The organism is Prevotella sp. Sow4_E9_plate (assembly GCF_052116205.1).
In the GTDB taxonomy this organism is placed as follows: domain Bacteria; phylum Bacteroidota; class Bacteroidia; order Bacteroidales; family Bacteroidaceae; genus Prevotella.
The window spans coordinates 1-24,214 of sequence record NZ_JBQKLN010000041.1 but is presented as its reverse complement, the minus strand read 5'-3'; the positions used below and the strand labels follow the sequence as shown (position 1 = coordinate 24,214).

The window sequence follows — 24,214 nt, the reverse complement described above, 5'->3', positions numbered from 1 at the left end:
ATGATCAGCGTATTGAGCGTAGTACATGATACGATGGTAGATGGTCCGGGCTTCCGCACATCCATATATTGTGCCGGCTGCCCGAACCACTGTCCGGAGTGTCATAATCCCCAGTCATGGGACATCAACCATGGCACGATGACGTCTACCGAGGAGCTGATGAAGGAAATCATGGACGATCCCTTCGCCAACGTCACCTTCTCGGGCGGCGACCCGATGTTTCAGGCAGAGGGTTTTGCCGAACTGGCACGAGCCATCCGCCAGCAGAGCGACAAGACCATCTGGTGCTTCACGGGCTTTCTCTTCGAGAACCTGGTGAAGAATCCGGCTCAGCTTGAACTCCTGAAGCTGATAGACGTACTGGTAGACGGTCCTTACCAGAAGGACAAGCGCGATACCGACCTCTTCTTCCGGGGCAGCAGCAACCAGCGCATCATCAATGTAAAGAAATCCCTGCAGGAAGGCAAGGTAGTAGAAATACATCTCACAAAAGAAAATCCGAATCCCGTGCTCTGATTCCCAAAAGCACGAGATTCGGATTCTTTTTTTATTCCTTGATTTTCTCCGCCAGCATCTTCCACTCTTCTTCCGAGAGATACGACTTGAGTTCCCTGACCAGTTGCCGGATATAGTCGCGGTCCCAGTCCTCTTCATGGCAGAAGTGATCCTCATAGAAGAGCAGGTCTACATCTATCAGAATCTCCCCACGCCTGCTGCGGGCAACGGTGCGCCCACATCTCCGCTCCACATCCCGGAACGCCTGCAGCACACGGTCCTCAACCACATGGACATACGTCGCCCCAACCGTATTGAGAAACGGTTTGGAATGAGGCATGCCGATGGGTTTGGTCCACATGTCAGGGCTGAACCTGATGTCTTCAAAGGCATTCTCCAGCTGACGTTTGGCCATAGCCACATGATTCTTCTGATTCTCGTTGGAACCCACTGCAAAGATGATCAGTATTTTCTTCTTGAAATTAAGCATTTTCTCTTCATTTTTGCTGCCGGGAGCTACGAAAGAACAGTTCCCCGAATTGCCGAAGGCAGCCAATTAATATAATTCTTATGCAAAGATAGTGAAAATACTTAAATAAATGATGGTTTTATTGCTTTTTTTATTATTTTTGCACTATGAATCGAATAAAAACATATTTTCTGGCCTTTTTGCTATCAACCTGCGCACTCTCTTCGGGAGCACAGATGAAATGGAATCAGACCTACCAGACATACATCAACCAGTATAAGGACCTGGCCATCGAACAGATGCTACGTTACCGCATACCTGCCAGCATCACCCTAGCACAGGGACTCTTTGAGAGTGCTGCCGGAAGGAGCGACCTCGTGAGGCAGGGCAACAACCACTTCGGCATCAAATGCCACGACTGGACCGGTCCTACACAGTATCATGACGACGATGCCCGGGGCGAATGCTTCAGAGTATACCGTGACGCAAGAGACAGCTATGAAGACCATAGCAAGTTTCTTGCAAGACAGCCACGCTATTCCCGACTGTTCCAGCTCTCGCTGACCGACTACAAGGGTTGGGCAAGAGGACTGAAGGCCTGCGGCTATGCCACCAATCCGCAGTATGCCAACAAGCTGATACAGATTATCGAGCTCTACAAGCTCTTCGACTACGACAAGGCAAAGCGCTACGACCGCTTCATGGCAAGCCACAGCGGCACCGACCAGCCTATCAACGGTCAGGGGCTGCTCCACCCTATCCACCTGTTCAACGACAACTACTATCTCTATGCCCGCGAGGGAGATACCTTCAAGGCACTGGGCAAGGAAGTGGGCATCAGCTGGAGAAAACTGGCCAGATACAACGAGCGCGACAAGCACGACGTGCTGAAGAAGGGCGACATCGTCTATCTGAAGAAGAAGCGCAAGAAGGCGCCTAAGCAGTACAAGCGACGTCCTCACGTGGTTCAGCCGGGAGAAAGCATGTACACCATCTCGCAGAAGTATGGCATGCGCATGAAGTATCTCTACAAGAAGAACCATCTCCCTGCCGACTACAAGCTCAGAATAGGCGACAGGCTGAGAGTGAGATAATTAATAATTGATAATTAATAATTGGTGATTCGGTCACTTGGTGATTCGGTGATTTCATGGCACCTGCCGGAAATGTGAACGAAATGTGAATGTGAATGTGAATTTCAAATGAAAAGACAATGAAGAAAATGATATTATCCCTCGCCACCATGGCGATGCTGCTGGCGCCCAGCACAATACTGGCGCAGAACTTTGACGATTATTTCGTAGACAAGACGCTGCGAGTAGACTATACCTTTGCCGGCAACAAGAAGACACAGATGATTGCCGTAGACCAGCTGAACGTGATGCCACGATGGTATGGCAAGCATCAGCGACTGGCAGAACTGCCTGTAGAGGGCAACGGACAGATTACCGTCCGCGACCATCGCACGGGCAAGGTCATCTACCGCAACTCCTTCTCTACCCTCTTCCAGGAATGGCTCTCCTACCCGGAATCAGAGAAGAACACCCAGAGCTTCGAAAACGTATTCCTCGTGCCGATGCCAAAGGATACGGTAGACATCACCGTAGACCTGCGCAACAACCGACGCGAGGTGATGACATCGCTCACCCATCAGGTGGCTCCGACGGACATCCTCATCCATCAGATGGGCAACCAGCCTACTCCTTACGAAACCCTGCAGCAGGCTGCCGATACCACCAAGTGTATCCACATCGCCTACGTGGCTGAGGGCTATACCGAGGCAGAAATGCCTGTCTTCCTGAAGGATGCCAAGGAGGCTACGGAGGCCATCTTCGCCCATGAGCCGTTCAAGAGCATGAGAGACCGCTTCAACATCGTTGCCGTGAAGTCGCCATCCCAGGAAAGCGGACCTAGCATCCCATCCAAGGGCATCTGGCACAAGACGGCACTCAGCTCCCATTTCGACACCTTCTACAGCGACCGGTACCTGACCACCCTGCATCTGAAGGACCTGCACAACTGGCTGGCTGGTACACCATACGAGCACATCATCGTCCTCGTGAATTCAGACAAATACGGTGGCGGCGGCATCCTCAACTCCTACAACCTCACCACCTGCCACCAGCAGTGGTTCAAGCCGGTAGTGGTACACGAGTTCGGACATTCATTTGCCGGTCTTGCCGATGAGTATGCCTACGAGTCAGAGCAGATTCCGATGTATCCACACGATGTGGAGCCATGGGAGAAGAACATCACCACCCTTGCCGACTTCCACGGAAAATGGGAGAACATGATCAAGAAGGGCACCAAGGTTCCTACTCCATTGTCAAAGAACGAGAAGGTGGCAAAGACCAAGGTGGGCGTCTTCGAGGGTGCCGGATACAGTCCTAAGGGCGTATACCGTGGCGTTCAGGACTGCCGCATGCGCATCAACGAGACTCCAGAGTTCTGCTCCGTTTGCCAGGATGCATTGAAGCAGATCATCGATTTCTATACGAAGTAGTATGAGCGGTTTCTGCTTTTTGCAGTTCATCGGATTTTGCATGAAGCAGATGAGCGGTTTCTGCTTTTTGCAGTTCATCGGATTTTGCATGAAGCAGACGAGCGGATTCTGCACGAAGCAGATCATCGATTTCTGCATGAAGCAGATGAGCAGATTCTGCTTTTTGTAGAAAGAGAATCGGAATAAAAACCTATAAAAGAGAAACTTATGAAAGAGAAAGAATTAAAGATCCAATACCAGATAGCTGAGCTCTCGGAGTTGGGCGAAACAGAGCAGGAGTTGGTGAAGAAGGCGATGGACGCTACGAATCATGCCTATGCCAACTACAGTCATTTCTACGTAGGTGCAGCCTGTCTTCTTGCAGACGGCAAGATGGTGATAGGTGCCAATCAGGAGAATGCGGCATTCCCATCGGGACTATGTGCCGAGCGCAGTGCTATCTTTGGTGCGCAGAGCTATTATCCTGAACTGGCGATTACCACCCTGGCGATAGCTGCCCGCAATGAGAACGGTTTCCTCAAGTCGCCTATTTCGCCCTGCGGTGCCTGCCGCCAGGTGATATTGGAGATGGAGGACCGCTATCAGAAGCCCGTCCGCATCCTGCTCTATGGCGAGAATGGCATCTTCTGCTTCCACAGCATCAAGGACCTCCTCCCCTTCTCTTTCGTGGATGCGAACATGAAGGAATAAAGGTTATTGCCCCATGCGCCCTGAGCCAACGGTCACCGGCCGTTGGTTCAGGGCGTGTGGCGAATCGGGGCGATTTGTCTTATTTCAAACCTCCTAACATGTGGCGAATCTGGGCGATTCTTGCCTTTTCATTGGGAGTGTTCCTATACTTCAAATACCCTTCCAGGGAAAGCTCGAAACATTCCTTCGCCTTCTTCCTTTCTTCTGCCGAAGAACCCGAACTTTCCGATGAACCCGAAGCCTTTTCTGAAGACCCCGAACTTTCCGATGAACCCGAAACCTTTTCTGAAGAAGAAGCCCCCGGACTTTCTGCTGCGAAGAGATGGCAGAAGCCCAGGCGATAATAGGCATCAGGCTTCTCATTATCCCAACAAATAGGCAGCATCTTCCCGTAGAGCGGCAAGGCACGGTCATATTGCTGGAGCGCAAAATAACTCTCCGCATCCATCCAGTAATAGAGCGAAAGCTCATGGGGAGCCAAACCCTGCAACTGCGGAAGCACCTCATCAAAGAGCCGGATGGCTTCGGCATACTCCCACTCATAATACAGGCACACCGCCAGATAAGCCCGGTAGCGGGGATTCAACTTGTAACGCCTGTTGAGCGGCTGGAGCAACACCAGGCACTCATGAAACTTCTCGGAAGCGAAGTAATCCAATGCCCTCGCCAACTGCTCGGCATCCGCCTTCCTATCACCCTTCTTCTCTTGAAAGGAAGCGCTTTCCGCTGCCGTTTCCGATCGGTTCAAGGACGGGCTGAAGGCACAAAAGCTCCTACCCCCAGAAAGGGCCAAAGCTCCAATACCCGGCACTGCCCAACCCGGCAAACTTCCCCAGACAAGCAGACTGCCAACCAATATCCTAAACTTCATCTACTCCTCCTCCCCATCATCATACTCCGACTCATAGCAGCCGGCATCAGGCGTCTCCTTTCTTCTCAATCCATTCCTGTCTACAGGCAATGAGGTAGCTGCATCAGCCTTTCCTATCGCTGCCGACTCCTTGCGGAGACGGAAATCATACTTCAGATTATCGGTATCGAACAGCACGAAATGCTTCTCGCCATACATCGTGGTATCCTTCACATCCTCATAAATGACATTGGTAAACTTCAGACTGTCGTCCCCCTGCATCTTCTCCGTGCGCAACACGCAATGGTCGAAGAGGAAATTGAAGGCATCCTCCTCTTTCGGAGCCTCCCAAACCACCTCATCATCATGATAACCCGTTACGAGCGAATTTCTCACCTCGAAACGAGGCAACGGAGAGGCAAAACCGATGGCCGACTCGCGACGACCATCAAACGGATAGAACTGGGCAATGGTGCAGCCATTTACCTCAACATCACCACCCTCTACATAGAGCGGATGTTTCAGGCAGTTGGTTATCTGCGAGTTATAAATCTGCACCTTGGCAGAATCAACCCTCACTCCGTAGCCCTGACTGTTATGAACCGTAGCATTCTCGATGAGAAGTTTCTGCTTCGTAGCATCACCCGGTTCTATCATCACGGCATTGTAGGCACTATGAATATCAGCAAACGAAATCCTACAGTCATGAGCCGAAGACATCAGTCTGATGCCCTGCCATTGTCCCGGCGTGCGGTCATAAGGCAGATAATCGAACATGTGGTCCAGTCGGTCGCCCCGCATCACCACTTCCCTGTCCTTCTCGCCCTCAACCTTCAGCGAACCGAACACCTGCAAGCCCGCATTCTCGTGGAAATAGAGTTGGGTGCCCGGAGCTATGGTCAGCGTAGCCGCCGAATCAACCCTGATGCCACCATAAACCACAACCGGCAACGTGCTCTCCAGAAGCTTGTCTTCCTTCACCTCAAGCGAATTGAGTTTCATCGCATCCCATGAAAACGCCCTCAGATTCACCTTCTGCTCCACGCCGCTTTCCAGCGCAAACACCAGGTTATCGCTCACCAGCTGCGGCTCTTCGCTGTTCTGCATCGCCGTAGTCAGCTCTACAAACACGCGTATGCTGTCACCCTTCCTGATCTCCACATTCTGCGTCTGGAATCCCGCTTCGCTGCCCAGATAAGATCCGTCAACATTCACCCGGTAGCCCTTCTGGTTACCATTTTCCAGACGCACCGACTGGCAGCGCAGCCCCTTGCCCGTACGGTTGTAAACCCAGAAGCTTCGGGTAGGAGTAGGCACATTCGAGAAGGTGGTGTCCATCTTCAGCGTATCTACCGAAAACGACAGCACATCTCCCCTCGACGTTGAGAAACTCTCATCGTCGGCACAACTGGCAAGCAAGGCGCTCATCGCCATCCCCACACCCATTATATACAAAAATCCCTTTTTCCGTTTCATATCTATAAAAACGGAAAAAGGGAAATATTATTGCATCTGATTCTACATGAACAGGGCAAAGATAGAGGCACCCACAACCGTCATCACACCGCAGACCACGATGCTCAGACTGCTCATGGCACCCTCGATGGTACCCATCTCCATCGCCTTGGCAGTACCCAGGGCATGGGCAGAACAGCCGATGGCGATACCCTTGGCTATCGGTTCCTGGATGCGCAACAGCTTCAGGAACTTCTCGGCAAAGATATTGCCCAGCACACCCGTAACGATGATAACTACCACTGACACAGCCACATGGCCGCCCAACTCCTCAGACACGCCGATACCTATCGCCGTAGTGATGCTCTTAGGCAGGAAGGTGACGTAAGAGGCATGGTCGAAATGGAAAAGCAGGGCAAGCAGCAATACGGAGCACAAACTGGCAAGGACACCCGACACGATGCCTGCCACCACAGCCCGATAGTTCTTCTTGAGCAATTCTACCTGCTGATACAGAGGAACAGCCAGACAGATGGTGGCTGGAGTAAGCAGATAGCTGATCATATTGGCACCGGCAGAATAGGTCTTGTAGTCTACACCCGTAAGGAGCAACACGCAGATTACCAATACGATAGCAATGAGAAGGGGATTCATCAGCGACCACCCCGTCTTCATCTTCAGCAGCATACCGATACCGTATGATGCCAGACTAATCAGAACTCCGAAGAACACGGAATCCTGGAAAAGCGAAATAGAACTCATCATCATTTCTTTGCCTCCTTTTCTGTCTTGTTTTCTGAAACTTCTACACTTGCAAGGCTTTCAGCAGTCTTCTCCTGCTGCGCCTTCATCCGGTTCTTGCGGATTACCATCTGGGTAATCCATCCCGAAACACCCATCACGATGAAGGTGCTCACCACCGTCACAATGATATACTGCAGCCACGAATTGCCTATCGCCTGCCAGGAATCGATGAGCCCCACGGCAGCAGGGATAAACATCACCGGCATGACGGCAATCAGAAAGCTGCTCGTCTCACGAATATCCTTCACCTTAATCCATTTCAGCTCCAGTGCCCCGAAAAGCAAGATAATGCCATAGATACTGGCAGGAATCGGCAACGGCAGCAGGAAATGGAGCAGTTCTCCCGCAAAAGAGAACGCTATGATTATCAAAAATTGAATTAAAAACTTCATCCTGAATTACTTTTTACTTTGAACCTTGAACTTTGAACCTTGAACTTTGAACCTTGAACTTTGAGCTTTGAACCTTGAACTTTGAGCTTTGAGCTTTGAGCTTTGAGCTTTGAGCTTTGAGCTTTGAGCTTTGAGCTTTATGATTACCCATGCCCCCCTGAGCCACCGTTGAATCCGATTCCATCGGATTCCCTCCCCAGGAAAGGCCAGCAGGAAGCCCAAAAGCAAACCTCTCTCTTACAACAACCCTATATACTGTTCAATGATGCTGGCAGTCTTTTCTGCCCCCAGGCGCACGGTATCGAGGCAGATGTCATAGTCATCGGCATTGCCCCAGGTAAGCCCGGTATAATACTTATGATAGGCGATGCGGCAGTCATCCGCATGCTCCACGAACTCCTCAGCCTCCAGTCTTCCCAGACCTTCCTCATGGCGGATATTCGCAATGCGCTTCTCAAGATTGCCCTTCAGGAACACCGAAACGAGATCCTTGCGGTCGCGGAAGATATAATTGCCGCAACGACCGATGATGATGCAGTTCTCCTGCCCAATCATATCCGTCAATACCTGAATCGGCTTTTCGGTGAGCGCCTTCTGAGGCTCACCCAGGGAAGACATGGCAAAGAGCAGCTCGTCTACCGGACGCTCATCAAAGAACGACTCCATCTCATCAAGCACCCCATGCTCCCGTGCCATATCCATCAAAGTCTTACGGGTATAGAAAGGGATGCCATAATGTTCAGCCAGCAACTTGCCCACATGAACAGCGCCACATCCACATTGGCGCGCAATCGTAATAATCATAACTCTAAAACTATTAAACCAAAACCTATATATGCCAAGAAAGCTAAGAAGATTTGACTCTTCTTAGCTTTCTCGAAGTCGGGGCGACAGGATTCGAACCTGCGACCACCTGTTCCCAAAACAGGAGCGCTACCGGGCTGCGCTACACCCCGCTAACAATAGAAGCGATAACCAGAAGCAATGATTTGAAGTCGGGGCGACAGGATTCGAACCTGCGACCACCTGTTCCCAAAACAGGAGCGCTACCGGGCTGCGCTACACCCCGCTTCTAAACCTACCCAAGGACTATCTGAGAGAAATGTCGGGGCGACAGGATTCGAACCTGCGACCACCTGTTCCCAAAACAGGAGCGCTACCGGGCTGCGCTACACCCCGTCTTTTTCTCTATGATAACCTCTTATCATTTAGGGCAAGTATCATTTCTGATTTGCGGCTGCAAAGGTACAACATTTTTTTTGTTTCACCAAATTTTTGAATAACTTTTTTCTAAAAAAGATTCTTTTCCCTCTGTTCGCCTGCCTTTATATACGAATATAGGGCAACTTCATACCGAAATCGCCCTATATACCTTATTATATATAATATATATGATTGCTCAATACATACTACTTGATGATTCCCTCTTCTACGAAAATCTTCTTCAAAATCTGGACAGCCTGCTCAACCTGGTCTCTTGTGTGAGTAGCCATGAGGGCAAAACGTACCAATGTATCCTGAGGAGCACATGCTGGAGGGATAACAGGGTTGATGAACACACCTGCATCATACGCCATCTTGGTAACCACGAAGGTCTTCTCTGCATCGCGTACGTAAAGAGGAATGATAGGACTCTCTGTCTCACCAATCTCGAAACCTTCCTCACGGAAACGCTTCAATGCATAGTGGGTAACATCCCAGAGATTCTCGAAACGCTCTGGCTCATTCTGAATGATGTGGAGTGCCTCAAGCGCTGCTGCTGTAGCTGCTGGAGTATTGGATGCACTGAAGATGTAGGTACGGCAGTTGTGACGGAGGAAGTTGATGGTATCCTTGTCTGATGCGATGAAACCGCCGATAGATGCCAAGCTCTTTGAGAAGGTACCCATGATGAGGTCTACCTCATCGGTCAGACCGAAGTGGTCGCAAACGCCACGTCCCTGCTTGCCGAATACGCCAAGGCCATGAGCCTCGTCTACCATGATAGAGCAGTTGTACTTATGCTTGAGCTTTACGATCTCAGGCAAGTTAGCCAAATCGCCCTCCATAGAGAACACGCCATCCACAACGATGAGCTTGATAGCATCCTCAGGAAGCTTAGAGAGCACACGCTCCAGATCTTCCATATCGTTGTGCTTGTAGTGAAGCTGGGTAGCGAAAGAGAGACGGCGACCGTCTACGATGGAAGCGTGGTCGCGATCATCACAGATGATATAGTCGTTACGACCTACCACACATGCCAACACACCCTGGTTCACAGAGAAACCAGTAGAGAAGCACAATGTCTCATCCTTACCCATAAACTCAGCGAGCTCTTTCTCGAGCTGCACATGTAAATCGAGGGTACCATTGAGGAAGCGGCTTCCTGCACAGCCAGAACCGTACTTGTCGAGCGCAGCCTTAGCTGCATCGATAACGCGCTGATCGTTGGTTAAACCCTGATAAGCATTAGAACCGAACATCAAAATCTTGTGACCGTCAATATCGGTAACCTCGGTCATCTGCTTACTTGTGATTTCACGGAAATATGGATACACACCGGCAGCCATATACTTCTGTGGTTCACGATAATTCTTGTATCTTTCTTGTAATTGTCCCATTATTAATAGGTGTACTTTATTTTCGATTTTTTATTTTTCTACATTTCAGGGTGCAAAGATACAAAAAAAGACTAATAAATCCGCTATTTTCCTAAGAAAGTTTATTTTTAGCGTTTTTTTTAATGATAAATCTTGCCATTTTAGGTATTTTTATTACTTTTGCAGTACAAAATCACTAAACTCTTGACACAAAAATGAAGAAAAAGATAATATTCATCATGAATCCCATTTCGGGAACAGCCAGCAAGGCTGGCATTCCGAATCTGATAGATTCAACTTTGGACAAAGAGCTTTTTGAGTACGAGATAAAATTGACTGAAAGAGCAGGACATGCATCGGAACTGGCTACAGAGGCTAAGAACAATCACGCTGACATCGTAGTGGCAGTAGGCGGTGATGGGACCGTCAACGAAGTAGCCCGTTCGCTGGTTCATTCGGACACGGCCCTTGGCATTCTGCCTTGCGGTTCGGGCAACGGACTGGCACGCCATCTTCTCCTGCCGATGAACCTGAAGAAGAGCATCGAGGTAATCAACGCATGCAAGATTCACGACCTCGACTATGGCGTCATCAACGGTCATCCATTCTTCTGCACCTGCGGCATGGGCTTCGACGCCTTCGTCAGCATGAAGTTTGCAGAGAGTGGAAAACGGGGACCTATCAGCTATGCTGAAAACATACTGAGAGAAGGACTGAAGTATGAGCCGGAGACGTATACGCTGGAAGACGAGACGGGAACCAAGCAATACAAGGCGTTCCTGATTTCCTGTGCCAACGCATCGCAATATGGCAACAATGCCTATATTGCCCCACAGGCTTCGATGAGCGACGGACTGATAGACGTTGTCATCATGGAGCCGTTCGATGTGATTGAGGCTCCGCAGGTCAGTTTCGACATGTTCAACAAGACACTCGACAAAAACTCGAAAATCAAATCGTTCCGTTGTAAGAAGTTGCATATCACGAGAAGCCAGCCTGGCGTGATACACTATGACGGCGATCCGGTTATGACGGGAGCCGAAATAGATGTTCATCTTGAAGAAAAAGGCATCAAGATGGTAGTTAACCCGTTTGCTGACAAGAGCGTACGCAAGCCAAACATGATACAGAATGGCATTGCCGAGTTCTTCAACGACCTGAATGCCGTGCGCGACGATATCCAAAAGGACATCCAACGACAGAGCAAGAAGGTGGAAGCCATCAGCAAAATGGTGCAAAGGAAACTGAACCTTTGATATTGTGATTAAAGAGTAGTGAGTAGTGATTAATTTGCCTGCGGGTTGACATCATCCCTGTGCAATTACCCACTAATCACTACTAAATAATCACTACTCACTAATAATGAATCACTACTAAGCAACCACTATTCCAGATAAAATTCTTCCGTAATTTTCGCATACCATTCAGAGCGGTTTCCTTCAGAATCCGTCATGATTTCCGTGCACTTATCCATCATGCCCGCACGACGCTTGGAGAAGGCAACAAGATAGCGCTTGGGCTGCTTGAGCTCCACCGTCTTCACACCACACTGTCGGACAATTGAAAGTCCTGAGCAATAGGCTTCTGAAACAAAAGACTCCAGCACATCGGCTGGCACTATCGCAGAGAACACGCCCTCATCGGAAAGCCATCGCCTGACACCCTTCATCAGAACCGGAAACGGCAGACTGTCAGAATGCCGAGCCATCGCGCGCTTACTGTCAGGATTTTTCAACCCATTCACAAAGAAAGGCGGATTGCTTACTATCGCATCGAAAAGTATTCCGTCAGCCCTAGCCGCTTCCGACTTTTCCATCATTTTCTCATCCTCCTTCATCACCTTGCCATTCCCCATTTCCATCCTTTCATCCTGTCCCCTCAACAGATGTTCTTCAGAAAGATCCTGCAAGGCGCAGCACGCTATCCCTACCCGGTCGGCAAAAGGACTGGCTGCCACATTCTCCCTAGCCTGCATGCAGGCATCCGGATCAATATCTATTCCCCAAACCTGAGCCTCAGGGAAACGCTGCGCCATCATGAGCGAGATAAGTCCCGTACCCGACCCAATGTCGAGTATACGTTGTCCACCCTCAGCCCATGCACCCAGCAGCACCCCGTCGGTGCCCACCTTCATCGCACAGCGATCCTGCTGTATTTCAAACTGTTTAAATGTAAATCCAGCCATAAATCTTCTCTCGTTATTTTTTATTTTCCAAAACTATCCATTTCAGAGATAATAACGTGCAACAGTGCCATATATTGTAAAATATCGGGAAAAAGACTGTCTTTTGTCACTCATAACGGAGATAAATCGGCTTTTATTTATTAAATAATCTATACTTCTACACGAATTCGCAAAAAAATGAGTAACTTTGCACCTTAAAAATAAGAATTCGATAAAAGAAATGAAAAGAAACGAAACTCAGATACAAATGTTTGCCGATTTCGAGGGCGATCCAAGCTCATTGCTCACAGAAAATCCGGCAGGAATCTATCCGATGCTCTGCACCAGAGAGCTCGTTGCCTTTCCTACTGTGCTCATCCCTATCGTCGTGGGGAGAGCTGCCAGCAAGAATCTGGCAGAAAAACTGGCTAACAAGCCAAATACCATCTTCTGCGTCTTCTGCCAGAAGAACAAGGATGAAGACCATCCAAAGGAAGCCGACCTTTATGATACCGGTGTCTTCGCCAAACTCGTAAAGGTAATCAACATGCCTGACGGTTCGGGCAACCAGACCATCATCATCCAGTGCCTGAGCAGATGTCACCTGGAGAAAATCGAGAAAACCACTCCATACTATAGCGCCAGCGTAACCAGTCTGCCGGAAATATGGCCAGCGGAAAACGATACCGATTTCCCAACCATCCACCAGACACTCCTGAAGGAAACCATCAGCTATATCAACGCCAACGATAATATCCCTACCGACCTGGCTTATGCCATCAACGAGATGTCGCATAGCACCATCCAGGGAAACTTCATCTGCAGCGCCATCCCTTTCAGCATCGAAGACAAGATGAAGATGCTGGAACAGGACACACTGAACGACCGTCTGCTGGAAGCCCTCAGGGCTTTGCACAAGGAATCGAAACTGCTCCACCTGCAGAACGAAATCAGCATGAAGACCCGCTATGACCTGGACGAGGAACAGAAGGAATACTTCCTGAAACAGCAGATAAGAAACATCAGAAAGGAACTGGGAGATGGAGACGGAAGACCGGAGAGAAAGGAAATCATAGAGAAAGCCAAAGGAAAGAACTGGAACGAGGCCACTCAGAAGATATTCAAGAAGGAACTTGCCAAGCTGGACACCATCCATCCGCAAAGTCCAGACTACTCCATACAGATAAGCTTCCTGCAGACCATGGTAGACCTGCCGTGGAATGAATATACCGAGGACGACCTGAGTCTGTCGCGCGCCAAGAGAATACTGAACCGTGACCACTACGGCATGGAAAAGGTGAAGGAGCGCATCCTGGAATACCTGGCTGTAAGAGCACTGAACGGCGGACAGAAGAGTCCGATACTCTGCCTCTACGGTCCTCCGGGAGTTGGAAAGACCAGTCTCGGCAAGAGCATCGCCGACGCCATGAAGCGCAAATACGTGCGCATGTCATTGGGCGGTCTGCACGACGAGGCAGAAATACGCGGTCATCGCCGCACCTATATCGGAGCCATGCCAGGACGCATCATCAAGAACATCCAGAAGGCTGGCAGCAGCAACCCTGTCTTCATCCTCGACGAGATAGACAAGGTGGGCAAGAACAACTTCCAGGGCGACCCGGCATCGGCTCTGCTCGAAGTGCTGGACCCGGAACAGAACAACGCCTTCCACGACAACTATCTGGATGCCGACTACGACCTCTCGAAGGTTCTCTTCATCGCAACAGCCAATGACCTGGGAAGCATTCCACGCCCATTGCTCGACCGTATGGAGCTGATAGAAGTGGGCGGATACATTACCGAGGAAAAGATAGAAATAGCCAAGCGCCACCTGGTACCTACGGAACTGGAGAACAACGGTCTTGACAAGCAGGAGGAGAAAATCAGCTTCAACAAGGCTGCCCTGGAATGCATCATCGAGCACTATACACGCGAAAGCGGAGTAAGACAGCTGAAGAAGCAGATCAACAAGTGCCTGAGAAAGGTGGCATACAAGATGGCATGTGACGGCAAGCTGGAGCATCCTACCATCGGCATGGACGAGGTGAAGGAACTCCTGGGCAATCCCCCATTCAACCGCGACATCTATCAGGGCAACGACTATGCCGGAGTGGTAACCGGACTGGCGTGGACCTCTGTGGGCGGCGAGATTCTCTTCATCGAGACCTCATTGAGCCGTGGCAAGGCAGGCAAGCTGACCCTTACCGGCAATCTGGGCGACGTGATGAAGGAGTCGGCAGTCATCGCCCTGGAATACATCAAGTCGCACATCGACCTGCTGGGCGCAGACTACCGCATCTTCGAGAACTGGAATCTCCACATCCACGTACCGGAAGGAGCCACTCCGAAAGACGGTCCGTCGGCAGGTATTACCATCGCCACCAGCATCGCCTCGGCCATCACCCAGCGCAAGGTTCGCAAGAACACAGCCATGACGGGCGAAATCACCCTGCGCGGAAAGGTTCTGCCAGTAGGCGGCATCAAGGAGAAGATACTTGCAGCCAAGCGCGCCGGCATCACCGACATCGTAATCTGCAAGGACAACCGCAAGGACATCGAAGAGATTCCGGCAAAATATCTTAAGGGCGTATCCTTCCACTATGTAGAAGACGTGGCCGACGTATGGGAATTTGCCCTCACCGATGAAAAGGTAAAGCACCCTATCGACTTCACCATTCCAGAAAATGACAAAAAGAATTAAAAATGAAATTTGAATTACAAGTAACAGATAAGGCTAGCGATGCACGCACCGGCATCATCACCACCGACCACGGACAGATCAAGACTCCTATCTTCATGCCAGTAGGAACGGTGGGCAGCGTGAAAGGTGTACACTTCGAGGAACTCAAAAAGCAGGTGAAGGCTCAGATCATCCTGGGCAATACCTATCACCTCTATCTGCGTCCGGGACTTGAAGTAATCAAGGCTGCAGGCGGACTGCACAAGTTTAACGGCTGGGACCGCCCTATCCTCACCGACAGCGGCGGCTTCCAGGTATTCTCGCTCACGGGCATCCGCAAGCTGAAGGAGGAAGGTTGCGAATTCCGCTCACACATCGACGGAAGCAAGCACTTCTTCACACCGGAAAACGTGATGGATACGGAGCGCATCATCGGTGCCGACATCATGATGGCTTTCGACGAATGCCCTCCGGGACAGAGCGACTTCCAGTATGCCAAGAAGAGTCTTGAACTGACCCAGCGCTGGCTGGACCGCTGCCTGAAGCGCTTCAACGAGACCGAACCGCTCTACGGCTACCATCAGAGCCTCTTCCCTATCGTACAGGGCTGCACCTTCCCGGAGCTCCGCCGCGAGGCAGCCAAGTTTATCGCAGACAAGGGAGCAGACGGCAACGCCATCGGAGGTCTGGCTGTAGGCGAACCTACCGAGGTGATGTATGAGATGATAGAAGTGGTGAACGAAATCCTGCCAAAGGACAAGCCACGTTACCTGATGGGCGTGGGTACCCCTCAGAACATCCTGGAAGCCATCGAGCGAGGCGTAGACATGTTCGACTGCGTGATGCCAACCCGCAACGGAAGAAACGCGATGCTCTTCACCTACAACGGCACCATGAACATGCGCAACAAAAAATGGGAGATGGACTTCAGCCCAGTGGATCCGGACGGATGCGAAATCGACCAGATTACCAGCAAGGCATACCTGCACCACCTCTTCAAGGCACAGGAACTCCTGGCGATGCAAATAGCCAGCATCCACAACCTCTCGTTCTATCTGCGACTCGTTACCGATGCACGCCAGCATATAGAGCAGGGCGACTTCGTACAGTGGAAGCGATCTGTCATCGACCAGCTCGGCAGAAGAATTTAAATTACTGAAGTTAGGAGTAAGAAGTCTCAGGAGCATGGAGCCCCCGACGGCTCCTGCTCCCGGAAAATACTGATTTATGAAAGATTTTAAATACATCAGAAAACATCGCAGAAGATTAAAGTTCGGCAGAACCATGGCTCGAAGATTCGGATGGCTCACCGCTGCCCTCAGATGGCTGGGCAGAAAACTGAGCTGGATGGGAAAGGTCATGCGATGGATTGGGCATAAACTGCGATTCCTCAAGGTGCTCAAGTATCTCAACCCACTGAGATACATCAAACGATTGGACTGGTATATCATCAAGAAGTTCGTAGGCTACTACTTCTTCTCGATAGCGCTCATCATCACCATTGCCATCGTGTTCGACTTCAACGACAACCTGTCGAAGTTTACCGAGTATCATGCACCGGCACGAGCTATCATCTTCGATTACTATGCCAACTTCGTGCCATACTTCGCCAACCTCTTCAGTGCGCTGTTCGTGTTCGTAGCGGTCATCATGTTCACCTCCAAGCTGGCAGGCAATTCCGAGATCATCGCCATGCTGGCATCGGGAGTATCGTTCAAGCGCCTGCTTCGCCCGTACATGATTACCTGCATGTTCCTCTCGGCACTCTCCTACACGCTCTCTGCCTATGTGATTCCGCACGGCACGGTCATCCGACAGAACTTTGAGACGATGTACAAGAACAAGAAGAAGAATACCTCTGCCGAAAACGTGCAGCTGCAGGTGGACCGAGGCGTGATAGCCTACATCCAGCATTACGACAACAACTTGAAGAGGGGCTACGGATTCTGTCTAGACAAGTTCCAGGAAAAGAAACTGGTGAGCCACCTGACGGCATCAGAAATACAGTATGATACCATCAGCGACTCCAAATACCACTGGAAATTAACCAACTGGAAGGTACGCCGACTGCATGGCATGAAAGAGAAGATTACGAGCGGAATGAATAAAGATACGCTCATCACCATGGAGCCAACCGACCTGGTCTACTCCAAGGGACAGCAGGAAACCTTTACCAGTCCGGAGCTGAAGGATTACATCTCCAAGCAGATCAACCGCGGTTCGGGCAATGTGGTACAGTACAAGGTGGAGTATCATAAGCGCATCGCCTCCTCCTTCGCCTCATTCATCCTCACCATCATCGGCGTGTCGCTCTCCTCACGCAAGCGCAAGGGCGGCATGGGTAAGGCTCTGGGACTGGGTCTGGCTTTGAGCTTCGGCTATATCATGCTGCAGACCGTCTGCGCCACCTTCGCCATCCAGGCAAACTTCCCGCCGATGCTGGCGGCATGGTTGCCTAACATCATTTACGCCTTCGTGGCATACTTCTGCTACCGCAAGGCACCGAGATAATAAACATTGAAAAAAGAAAGAAAATGTATTTCGACGAATTAGATTTAAACGACAACGTGCTCGACGCATTATACGATATGCGATTCGACACATGCACCCCAGTACAGGAAAAATGTATACCAGAGATATTGGAAGGTCATGATGTGCTCGGCGTAGCCCAGACCGGAACCGGAAAGACAGCAGCCTATCTGCTGCCGGTATTGAGCAAGCTGGATGATGGTGGCTATCCTAAGGATGCCATCAACTGCGTCATCATGTCGCCTACCCGTGAGCTCGCACAGCAGATTGACCAGGCGATGCAGGGCTTCGGCTATTATCTGCAGGACGTGAGCAGCGTGGCTGTATATGGTGGAAACGACGGCAACCGCTACGATCAGGAGCTGAAGAGTCTCCGCATGGGTGCCGATGTAGTCATCGCTACACCAGGACGTCTCATCACCCACATCTCGCTGGGCAACGTAGACCTCAGCAAGGTAAGCTTCTTCATCCTCGACGAGGCCGACCGCATGCTCGACATGGGTTTCTCAGAAGATATCAATACCATCGCTGCCAAGCTGCCTAAGACTTGCCAGACCATCATGTTCTCGGCTACCATGCCAGAGAAGATTGAGGAATTGGCAAAGTCACTGCTCAAGGATCCGGTAGAGATCAAGCTCGCAGTGAGCAAGCCTGCAGAGAAAATCAAGCAGGAGGCTTACGTATGTTACGAAACCCAGAAGATGACCATCATCAAGGATATCTTCAAGGCTGGCGACATGAAGCGTGTCATCATATTCAGCGGCAGCAAGATGAAGGTGAAGCAGCTGGCTGCTGCCCTCCAGCAGACCGGTATCAACTGCGGCGCCATGCACTCAGACCTGGAGCAGGCTGAGCGTGATGATGTGATGTTCAAGTTCAAGAGCGGTCAGTATGACGTGCTCGTGGCTACCGACATCGTGGCTCGTGGTATCGACATCGACGACATCGAGATGGTTATCAATTATGACGTGCCTCACGATACCGAAGATTACGTTCACCGCATCGGTCGTACAGCCCGTGCCAACCGCGACGGTAGAGCCATCACCTTCGTCAACGAAGAGGACATGTTCTGGTTCCAGCAGATTGAGAAGTTCCTGGAGAAGGTGGTAGAGAAGATGCCGCTTCCTGAGGGATGCGGCGAGGGGCCTGAATATATCAAGCTGAACAAGCCTAGCAAGAAAGGCGGACGTGGAGGCAAGGGCGGAAACGGACGCAAGGGCAATGGACGTGGCGGAAATGAGAACGGCGAAAAGACCAAAGCTAAAAACAGACGCCAGAAAGACCGCGAGCAGACTGCTCATAAGCATAAGCCAAACAACCCTAACAACCGACAGGAGAAAGCTCCTAAGGAAGGAAAGGGACAGAACGGTGAGGCTCAGCAGAACGGTCAGAACGGACAGCAGAAGAAGGACGCTCAGAACGGACAGCAGAAGCAGGGCAACAAGAAGCCTCAGCAGAACAAGCCATATCCACAAAACCAGGAAGGCGAACAGACAAGAAGCAACGACAATCCAAACAACAAGCGTCGCAACAACAACAAACGCCGCAATGGTAACAATGGCAACAACGGTAACAATGCTGAGAATGCAAACCCTCAGCAGCGCCCTGGTACAGAAAACAATGTACGCCCAGGAAGCAACGGTCGTGGCAGAGGCGTAGCTCAGAAGAAGCAGAATCCAAACAACCAGCAGAAGCAGAATGCAGCTCCACAGAAACTGGGGGCAGCTCCTCAGCAGAAACCAGCCTCAGCTCAGAAAAAGGGCGACAAGCAGGGTTCACGCAAGTATGAGCCAGTGGTAAATCCACAGAAGAAAGAAAACGTGGTAAAGAAAATCTTCAACAAGATTTTCGGATTCAAGAAGTAATATAACATGTCGCAAAAAGGCAAAAGCATTCAAACCCTGATTGCTTTTGCCTTTTACGTTTTCCTTCCACCGATAACCGTTAGTTCTGTCATCAATAGTGTTAAAAATCATAAGAATCACATCGGTTCGCATTATTTTTATTATCTTTGCATTTCAATAAGACATATATAAATAAATATAGAATATAAAATTATGAATGTAGGAGATAGAATACCAGAGATTCTTGGCATTGACCAGGACGGACGTGAGATCAAGGCAAGCGACTATCGTGGTCGCAAGATAGTACTCTACAGTTATCCGAAGGCTAACACCAGCGGATGCACTGCCGAGGCCTGCTCTCTGCAGGCTCATAAGGAGGAACTGGCAGCAGCCGGTTACGAGATTATCGGCGTGAGCAAGGACAAGCAGGCGCTGCAGAAGAAGTTTGCAGAAACCAAGGGCCTGCAGTTCCCTCTTATTGCTGATACCGAGACCACCCTGTTGCAGGAACTCGGCTGCTGGGGCGAAAAGGTAACCTGCGGCAGAAAGACCATCGGCATCCTCCGCACCACTTATATCGTCAACGAAGAAGGCGTCATTGAGAAGATTTTCACTCCAAAGGAGATCAAGACCAAGATTCATGCTGAGCAGATTCTGGATTACATCCATCAATAAGCCTACAGCAGAATGGACAATTTTGTCATCGAACTTTTTCTGTTGAGCATCGGAGCCAGTTTTGTACAACGCACTACTGGCTTCGGCTTTGGCATCTTCATCATGACGATGCTCCCCTCCATCATGCCCTCATACGGTGAGGCAACAACCCTCTCTGGCATCCTGGCGATGACAACCTCCCTGATCATCGTCATTCAGAAATACAAGTACATCACCTGGAGACGGCTGCTGCCCATTCTGTTCACCTTCATCATCATCTCCATCGGAGCCATCTTCGTGCTCAAGCGGATGGAATATCACATACTGAACATATTGCTCGGTATTACTCTGATAATCGTGAGCATCTACTTCGCCTTCTTCAGCAAGCGCATCAAGGTAAAGACTACGCTGCCCGTGCAGGTTACGGCAGGAACATTGAGCGGACTGATGGGAGGATTCTTCGGTATGCAGGGACCACCAGCCGTGCTCTATTTTGTCAGTTCAGAGCCCGACAAGGATCGCTATCTGGCGATGACGCAGACCTATTTCCTGGCAGGCAATCTGATAATGACACTGGCAAGAGCCTACAACGGTTTCTTCACCACCACGGTCTCCATAGGTTATATCTACGGAATAGCCGGAGTCTTCATCGGCAACCTGATAGGCTCCTGGGTATTCAAGCACCTCAGCGGTTCCCTGCTCAAATACATCATCTATACCTATATCGGAATCAGCGGATTAACCTTCCTTCTGGGGGCGTAACCCTCTGTCAGGCACACATAAATAGCAGAACTTTGCAAAAAGATAGAGTTATAAATAAGCATTTTATGCTAAAAGATAAAGTTTAAAATTTAAAGAGTATGTTAGAACATATTGCAGATTTCACAGCGTGGCCAATCCTTACTGGTATTTTCATTGGCTATATTGCCAACCGCATTATGAGCGGTGAAGGAAAAGGATGTTGTATGAATCTCTTCATAGGTATTGTAGGCAGTTATGCCGGTGCCATCATCAGCAGTCTGCTGAACATTGAGTTGTTTGGCAAAGGTTATCTTACCAATTTCATCTTCTGTGTCATTGGTGCCATAGCGGTATTGTGGATTTGGAAGAAGCTTTTCGATTAACATCCCATCAAGTAGATATAAATATTGGTTTAAAGACATAAGATAATGACAAATAAGGATTTGATACTCGCCAGTCTGATGAGGGCGATGATAAAATACGATGGTGGCGATGCGCCACGCATCCAGCATTTCGTAAAGGTGCACGACTTTGCCCGTATGATTGCGATAGCAGAGGGAATGAACCAGGAAGACCTCTTCGTGCTCGAAGCAGCAGCCATTCTTCACGATGTAGGCATTCATGTTTCAGAAGCCAGATACAGAAACTGCGATGGCAAGCATCAGGAAGAACTGGGTCCTGATGAGGCAAGAAAAGTACTGTCAGAAGTAGATGGATTCACAGCTGCGCAGACAGAAAGAATCTGCTGGCTCATTGCCCATCATCATACTTATAAAGATGTTACCAGCCTCGACCACCGCATTCTGCTTGAAGCAGATTTCCTGGTCAATTCCTTCGAAGACCACCTTGCTCCCGAAGGCATCATCACCTTCCGCGACCATGTATTTCGCTCGGAGTCAGCCATCAGAATGCTGAATGATATGTGGGGACTGGAATAAGGAGAATACTTTTGTCTAAAAAATAATAATTTAAAATCATGGGAAAAACAATAAATGATATGGGAAATAGACAGCCGGATAGCAATGCTGGCAGCAGTAAGCAAAAAGGAGTGAAAAATAAGCAAACCCGGCAGTTGGCACTATGGATTGGCGCTTTGATAGTAGGCGCAGTCTTAGGTATGTTCGGCATCAGCTGGCTGGATGGCCTGATGAATTTCATCGCCACGGTCTATACCCGCTTATTCCAACTTCTAGCAGTACCAACCATAGCCTTGGCAGTCATCACAACCCTGGCATCCTTGGGCAACCAGGCAGATACCGGTAAGATATTCCGCCACGCCATCACCTACACCCTACTCACGACGATAGCAGCTGCAGCAGTGGGACTGGTGCTCTACAACATCGTTTCTCCAGGCAATTTACCTACAGCCTTGGTACAGAGCGGTATGGCAGATGTTCCCCAAAAGCTGGGAGAAACCAGCTATTATGACCATATTCTTGGGGTAATACCCAACAACATCATCAAGCCGTTTGCCGAAGGAAATGTACTCTCCATCTTGATTTTGGCTGCAGCTGCAGGTATTGCTTTAACCAAAATGCCATCAAGCGATAAGAAAGAAGTCGTGATGAAGGGATTGTTTGGATTACAGGATTTGCTTTTCTTGCTGATTCATGGATTAATCTGGGCTCTGCCTCTGGGTATCGTTGCCTTTGCAGCACAACTCTCTGCCCAGTTCTCTGCGGGTATCGTGATGGCTTCTCTAGGAAAGTACGTAGCTGTTATCCTGGGAGGTAATGTCATTCAATTCTTCATCATTCTCCCGCTCTTCCTCTTGGCAAGAGGCTTGAATCCTGTGCGTACATTGGGAAAGATGATGCCGGCAGTATTAATGGCTCTGTTTACAAAGAGTTCTGCTGCTACGTTGCCGGTGACGATGCAGACAGCAGAAGATAGACTGGGAGTTTCCAATCAGGTTTCCCGCTTCGTATTGCCTATCTGTACTACCATCAACATGAATGGTTGCGCTGCCTTTATCCTCGTAACTTCCTTATTCCTGATGCAGAATGGAGGAATGCCTTTACCTTGGACTACGATGATTCTCTGGCTCTTCATTTCAGTTATCTCAGCAGTGGGTAATGCAGGAGTGCCGATGGGATGTTATTTTCTGACCCTATCTCTGATGTCCGGCATCAATGCTCCTATCGGCATCATGGGTATCATCCTGCCAATCTATACCATTATCGACATGGTAGAGACGGCAGAGAATGTATGGTCAGACTCTTGTGTCTGCGCCATGGTGGATAAGGACTTGAAAGGATAGAGTCCACTTGAAAAAGTATTCTCATTAAAAGTTTAACATACATTCGTTCTTCAAGCAACAGACGGGAACAACTGAGGAGGGAAAACGGAACATTTTGGCAGAAATGATTAAATTAATTATACTTTGATGCCACTTTTGCAGCATTTATTGCCAGTTCTGGCAAAAACCGTTCACTCCTGATATAAAAATTCACCTGGCACATAACTTGCTAATACATAAGATGAAAGCGGAAGCCGAAAGGGCAAGGGGAACGTTAAGAACCCTAAGCAATGGCATTTGAGGGTTTCTCGAAATCCTTGAGTCCCGAAAGCCGAAGCGTTCATTAAGAAAAAGGATAAATTAATAAACAATTAGAAATCCCGACAGAGCCGGAAGGCGAAGAGAGGACGAGAAAAATAAAATTCGGAGGTTTTACATTATGTTGTTAGCTCGTAGAAATAATAGTGTTTCAAATTGGTTGAATAGTTGGTTTAATGACAACTTCTTCGATACAGAATTGATGCCACACATGAACGCCACAGCTCCTGCTGTTAACGTGAAGGAGGATGCTACAGCTTACAAAATGGAGATTGCAGCTCCTGGCTTGAAGAAGGATATGGTCAAGATGAACATTGATAAGGATGGTTATCTGAATGTATCTATCGAGAACAAGAACGAGAAGAAGGAGGAAAAGAAGGAAGAGCATTACCTGCGTCGTGAATTCTCTTACAGCAGCTACTCTCAGAGCTATGCTTTACCTGAGGATGCCAACCACGAGAAGATTTCTGCTGAGGTCAGCGATGGTGTCTTGAAGATTGAGATTCCTAAGGTAGCCAAGGAGGAGAAGAAAGACGATGTTAAGCACATTGAGGTAAAGTAATCACTCATAACGTGCTAAGCAGCTTTTTGGATGACATTTCATTGCACCCTAGAAAATAATTAAAACGGAGGGCTAGTCCTGATAATGGGACTAGCCCTTTTTTTGTGCCGGTTCTCATATATATATACATATTATATACCTCAGTTCGGGATAACGAGCTCTATCTAAAGGCTTTATAATGTTTTTATATAAGGGACACAGAGGCTTGGCAACCATCTATATATCTTGGATGGTTGCTGAGACAAA

General features: G+C 49.4%; 24 protein-coding genes and 3 tRNA genes. 16 read left to right on the top strand and 11 right to left on the bottom strand.

What is annotated here, in order from left to right; all coding sequences use genetic code 11:
* On the top strand, nucleotides 1–516 hold the full coding sequence (gene nrdG, locus ACTQ53_RS13600; RefSeq protein ID WP_153122319.1) for an anaerobic ribonucleoside-triphosphate reductase activating protein: 516 nt from the start codon (nucleotides 1–3) through the stop codon (nucleotides 514–516).
* 31 nt (nucleotides 517–547) lie between these two features.
* On the opposite strand, the gene ACTQ53_RS13595 is transcribed toward nrdG, so the two are convergent.
* A complete protein-coding gene (locus tag ACTQ53_RS13595) occupies nucleotides 548–1,051 on the bottom strand; it encodes a 2-amino-4-hydroxy-6-hydroxymethyldihydropteridine diphosphokinase (protein WP_441933514.1) in 504 nt (167 codons plus the stop codon).
* Between the two features lie 80 nt (nucleotides 1,052–1,131).
* On the opposite strand from ACTQ53_RS13595, the gene ACTQ53_RS13590 reads away from it, so the two are divergent.
* From ACTQ53_RS13590 to ACTQ53_RS13575, 4 genes are all read left to right on the top strand, one after another.
* The gene (locus ACTQ53_RS13590; RefSeq protein ID WP_441933512.1) at nucleotides 1,132–2,058 is read left to right on the top strand and encodes a glucosaminidase domain-containing protein; all 927 of its coding nucleotides are present in this window, start codon (nucleotides 1,132–1,134) and stop codon (nucleotides 2,056–2,058) included.
* 119 nt (nucleotides 2,059–2,177) lie between these two features.
* Nucleotides 2,178–3,467: a M64 family metallopeptidase gene (locus ACTQ53_RS13585; protein WP_441933510.1), complete on the top strand. Its 1,290-nt coding sequence runs from the start codon at nucleotides 2,178–2,180 to the stop codon at nucleotides 3,465–3,467.
* A 1-nt stretch (nucleotide 3,468) separates the two neighbouring features.
* Nucleotides 3,469–3,636, top strand: a complete 168-nt coding sequence (locus tag ACTQ53_RS13580; RefSeq protein ID WP_441933508.1) for a hypothetical protein — start codon at nucleotides 3,469–3,471, stop codon at nucleotides 3,634–3,636.
* A gap of 38 nt (nucleotides 3,637–3,674) precedes the next feature.
* A complete protein-coding gene (locus ACTQ53_RS13575) occupies nucleotides 3,675–4,157 on the top strand; it encodes a cytidine deaminase (RefSeq protein ID WP_294969797.1) in 483 nt (160 codons plus the stop codon).
* A 79-nt stretch (nucleotides 4,158–4,236) separates the two neighbouring features.
* Here the strand turns inward: ACTQ53_RS13575 and ACTQ53_RS13570 are convergent, their stop codons facing one another.
* The 9 genes from ACTQ53_RS13570 to spt form a co-directional block, all read right to left on the bottom strand.
* Entirely contained in the window at nucleotides 4,237–5,028 is a 792-nt protein-coding gene (locus tag ACTQ53_RS13570; protein WP_441933506.1) for a tetratricopeptide repeat protein, read from the bottom strand.
* On the bottom strand, nucleotides 5,029–6,483 hold the full coding sequence (locus tag ACTQ53_RS13565) for a right-handed parallel beta-helix repeat-containing protein (protein WP_441933504.1): 1,455 nt from the start codon (nucleotides 6,481–6,483) through the stop codon (nucleotides 5,029–5,031).
* 42 nt (nucleotides 6,484–6,525) lie between these two features.
* Nucleotides 6,526–7,230 carry an LrgB family protein gene (locus ACTQ53_RS13560; protein ID WP_218417071.1) on the bottom strand — a complete coding sequence of 235 codons (705 nt, stop codon included), beginning with the start codon at nucleotides 7,228–7,230 and terminating at the stop codon, nucleotides 6,526–6,528.
* Entirely contained in the window at nucleotides 7,227–7,658 is a 432-nt protein-coding gene (locus ACTQ53_RS13555) for a CidA/LrgA family protein (protein ID WP_294969804.1), read from the bottom strand. The genes ACTQ53_RS13560 and ACTQ53_RS13555 overlap by 4 nt, the downstream gene beginning before the upstream one ends.
* 237 nt (nucleotides 7,659–7,895) lie before the next feature.
* The gene (locus ACTQ53_RS13550; RefSeq protein WP_441933501.1) at nucleotides 7,896–8,462 is read right to left on the bottom strand and encodes an AAA family ATPase; all 567 of its coding nucleotides are present in this window, start codon (nucleotides 8,460–8,462) and stop codon (nucleotides 7,896–7,898) included.
* Between the two features lie 78 nt (nucleotides 8,463–8,540).
* Nucleotides 8,541–8,614, bottom strand: a tRNA-Pro gene (locus tag ACTQ53_RS13545).
* A 39-nt stretch (nucleotides 8,615–8,653) separates the two neighbouring features.
* Nucleotides 8,654–8,727: transfer RNA gene (locus tag ACTQ53_RS13540), tRNA-Pro, on the bottom strand.
* A 36-nt stretch (nucleotides 8,728–8,763) separates the two neighbouring features.
* A tRNA-Pro gene (locus ACTQ53_RS13535) sits at nucleotides 8,764–8,837 on the bottom strand.
* A 230-nt stretch (nucleotides 8,838–9,067) separates the two neighbouring features.
* Nucleotides 9,068–10,258, bottom strand: a complete 1,191-nt coding sequence (gene spt / locus ACTQ53_RS13530; protein WP_294969807.1) for a serine palmitoyltransferase — start codon at nucleotides 10,256–10,258, stop codon at nucleotides 9,068–9,070.
* A gap of 194 nt (nucleotides 10,259–10,452) precedes the next feature.
* Here spt and ACTQ53_RS13525 point away from each other — a divergent pair, with 194 nt between their 5' ends.
* On the top strand, nucleotides 10,453–11,493 hold the full coding sequence (locus ACTQ53_RS13525) for a diacylglycerol/lipid kinase family protein (protein ID WP_441933499.1): 1,041 nt from the start codon (nucleotides 10,453–10,455) through the stop codon (nucleotides 11,491–11,493).
* 128 nt (nucleotides 11,494–11,621) lie between these two features.
* Here ACTQ53_RS13525 and ACTQ53_RS13520 read toward each other — a convergent pair whose 3' ends face one another.
* A complete protein-coding gene (locus ACTQ53_RS13520) occupies nucleotides 11,622–12,422 on the bottom strand; it encodes a tRNA1(Val) (adenine(37)-N6)-methyltransferase (RefSeq protein ID WP_441933497.1) in 801 nt (266 codons plus the stop codon).
* Nucleotides 12,423–12,642: 220 nt separating this feature from the next.
* Here ACTQ53_RS13520 and lon point away from each other — a divergent pair, with 220 nt between their 5' ends.
* The 10 genes from lon (at nucleotide 12,643) to ACTQ53_RS13470 (ending at nucleotide 23,968) form a co-directional block, all read left to right on the top strand.
* On the top strand, nucleotides 12,643–15,102 hold the full coding sequence (lon, locus tag ACTQ53_RS13515) for an endopeptidase La (RefSeq protein ID WP_294969815.1): 2,460 nt from the start codon (nucleotides 12,643–12,645) through the stop codon (nucleotides 15,100–15,102).
* A gap of 2 nt (nucleotides 15,103–15,104) precedes the next feature.
* Nucleotides 15,105–16,232, top strand: coding sequence for a tRNA guanosine(34) transglycosylase Tgt (gene tgt, locus ACTQ53_RS13510; RefSeq protein WP_264949804.1), 1,128 nt, complete (start codon nucleotides 15,105–15,107; stop codon nucleotides 16,230–16,232).
* A 208-nt stretch (nucleotides 16,233–16,440) separates the two neighbouring features.
* On the top strand, nucleotides 16,441–17,592 hold the full coding sequence (locus tag ACTQ53_RS13505) for an LptF/LptG family permease (RefSeq protein ID WP_441933526.1): 1,152 nt from the start codon (nucleotides 16,441–16,443) through the stop codon (nucleotides 17,590–17,592).
* A 23-nt stretch (nucleotides 17,593–17,615) separates the two neighbouring features.
* The gene (locus ACTQ53_RS13500; RefSeq protein WP_294969824.1) at nucleotides 17,616–19,475 is read left to right on the top strand and encodes a DEAD/DEAH box helicase; all 1,860 of its coding nucleotides are present in this window, start codon (nucleotides 17,616–17,618) and stop codon (nucleotides 19,473–19,475) included.
* A 192-nt stretch (nucleotides 19,476–19,667) separates the two neighbouring features.
* Entirely contained in the window at nucleotides 19,668–20,129 is a 462-nt protein-coding gene (locus ACTQ53_RS13495) for a peroxiredoxin (protein ID WP_441933494.1), read from the top strand.
* A 12-nt stretch (nucleotides 20,130–20,141) separates the two neighbouring features.
* Nucleotides 20,142–20,870: a sulfite exporter TauE/SafE family protein gene (locus ACTQ53_RS13490; protein ID WP_295346862.1), complete on the top strand. Its 729-nt coding sequence runs from the start codon at nucleotides 20,142–20,144 to the stop codon at nucleotides 20,868–20,870.
* A gap of 98 nt (nucleotides 20,871–20,968) precedes the next feature.
* Nucleotides 20,969–21,232, top strand: coding sequence for a GlsB/YeaQ/YmgE family stress response membrane protein (locus ACTQ53_RS13485; RefSeq protein WP_006847444.1), 264 nt, complete (start codon nucleotides 20,969–20,971; stop codon nucleotides 21,230–21,232).
* 45 nt (nucleotides 21,233–21,277) lie between these two features.
* Nucleotides 21,278–21,787, top strand: a complete 510-nt coding sequence (locus ACTQ53_RS13480; RefSeq protein WP_441933491.1) for an HD domain-containing protein — start codon at nucleotides 21,278–21,280, stop codon at nucleotides 21,785–21,787.
* A gap of 38 nt (nucleotides 21,788–21,825) precedes the next feature.
* The gene (locus tag ACTQ53_RS13475) at nucleotides 21,826–23,109 is read left to right on the top strand and encodes a dicarboxylate/amino acid:cation symporter (protein WP_441933489.1); all 1,284 of its coding nucleotides are present in this window, start codon (nucleotides 21,826–21,828) and stop codon (nucleotides 23,107–23,109) included.
* A 418-nt stretch (nucleotides 23,110–23,527) separates the two neighbouring features.
* Complete coding sequence (locus tag ACTQ53_RS13470; protein ID WP_295346860.1) at nucleotides 23,528–23,968, top strand: Hsp20/alpha crystallin family protein; 441 nt, start codon at nucleotides 23,528–23,530, stop codon at nucleotides 23,966–23,968.
* Nucleotides 23,969–24,214: the final 246 nt, after the last annotated feature.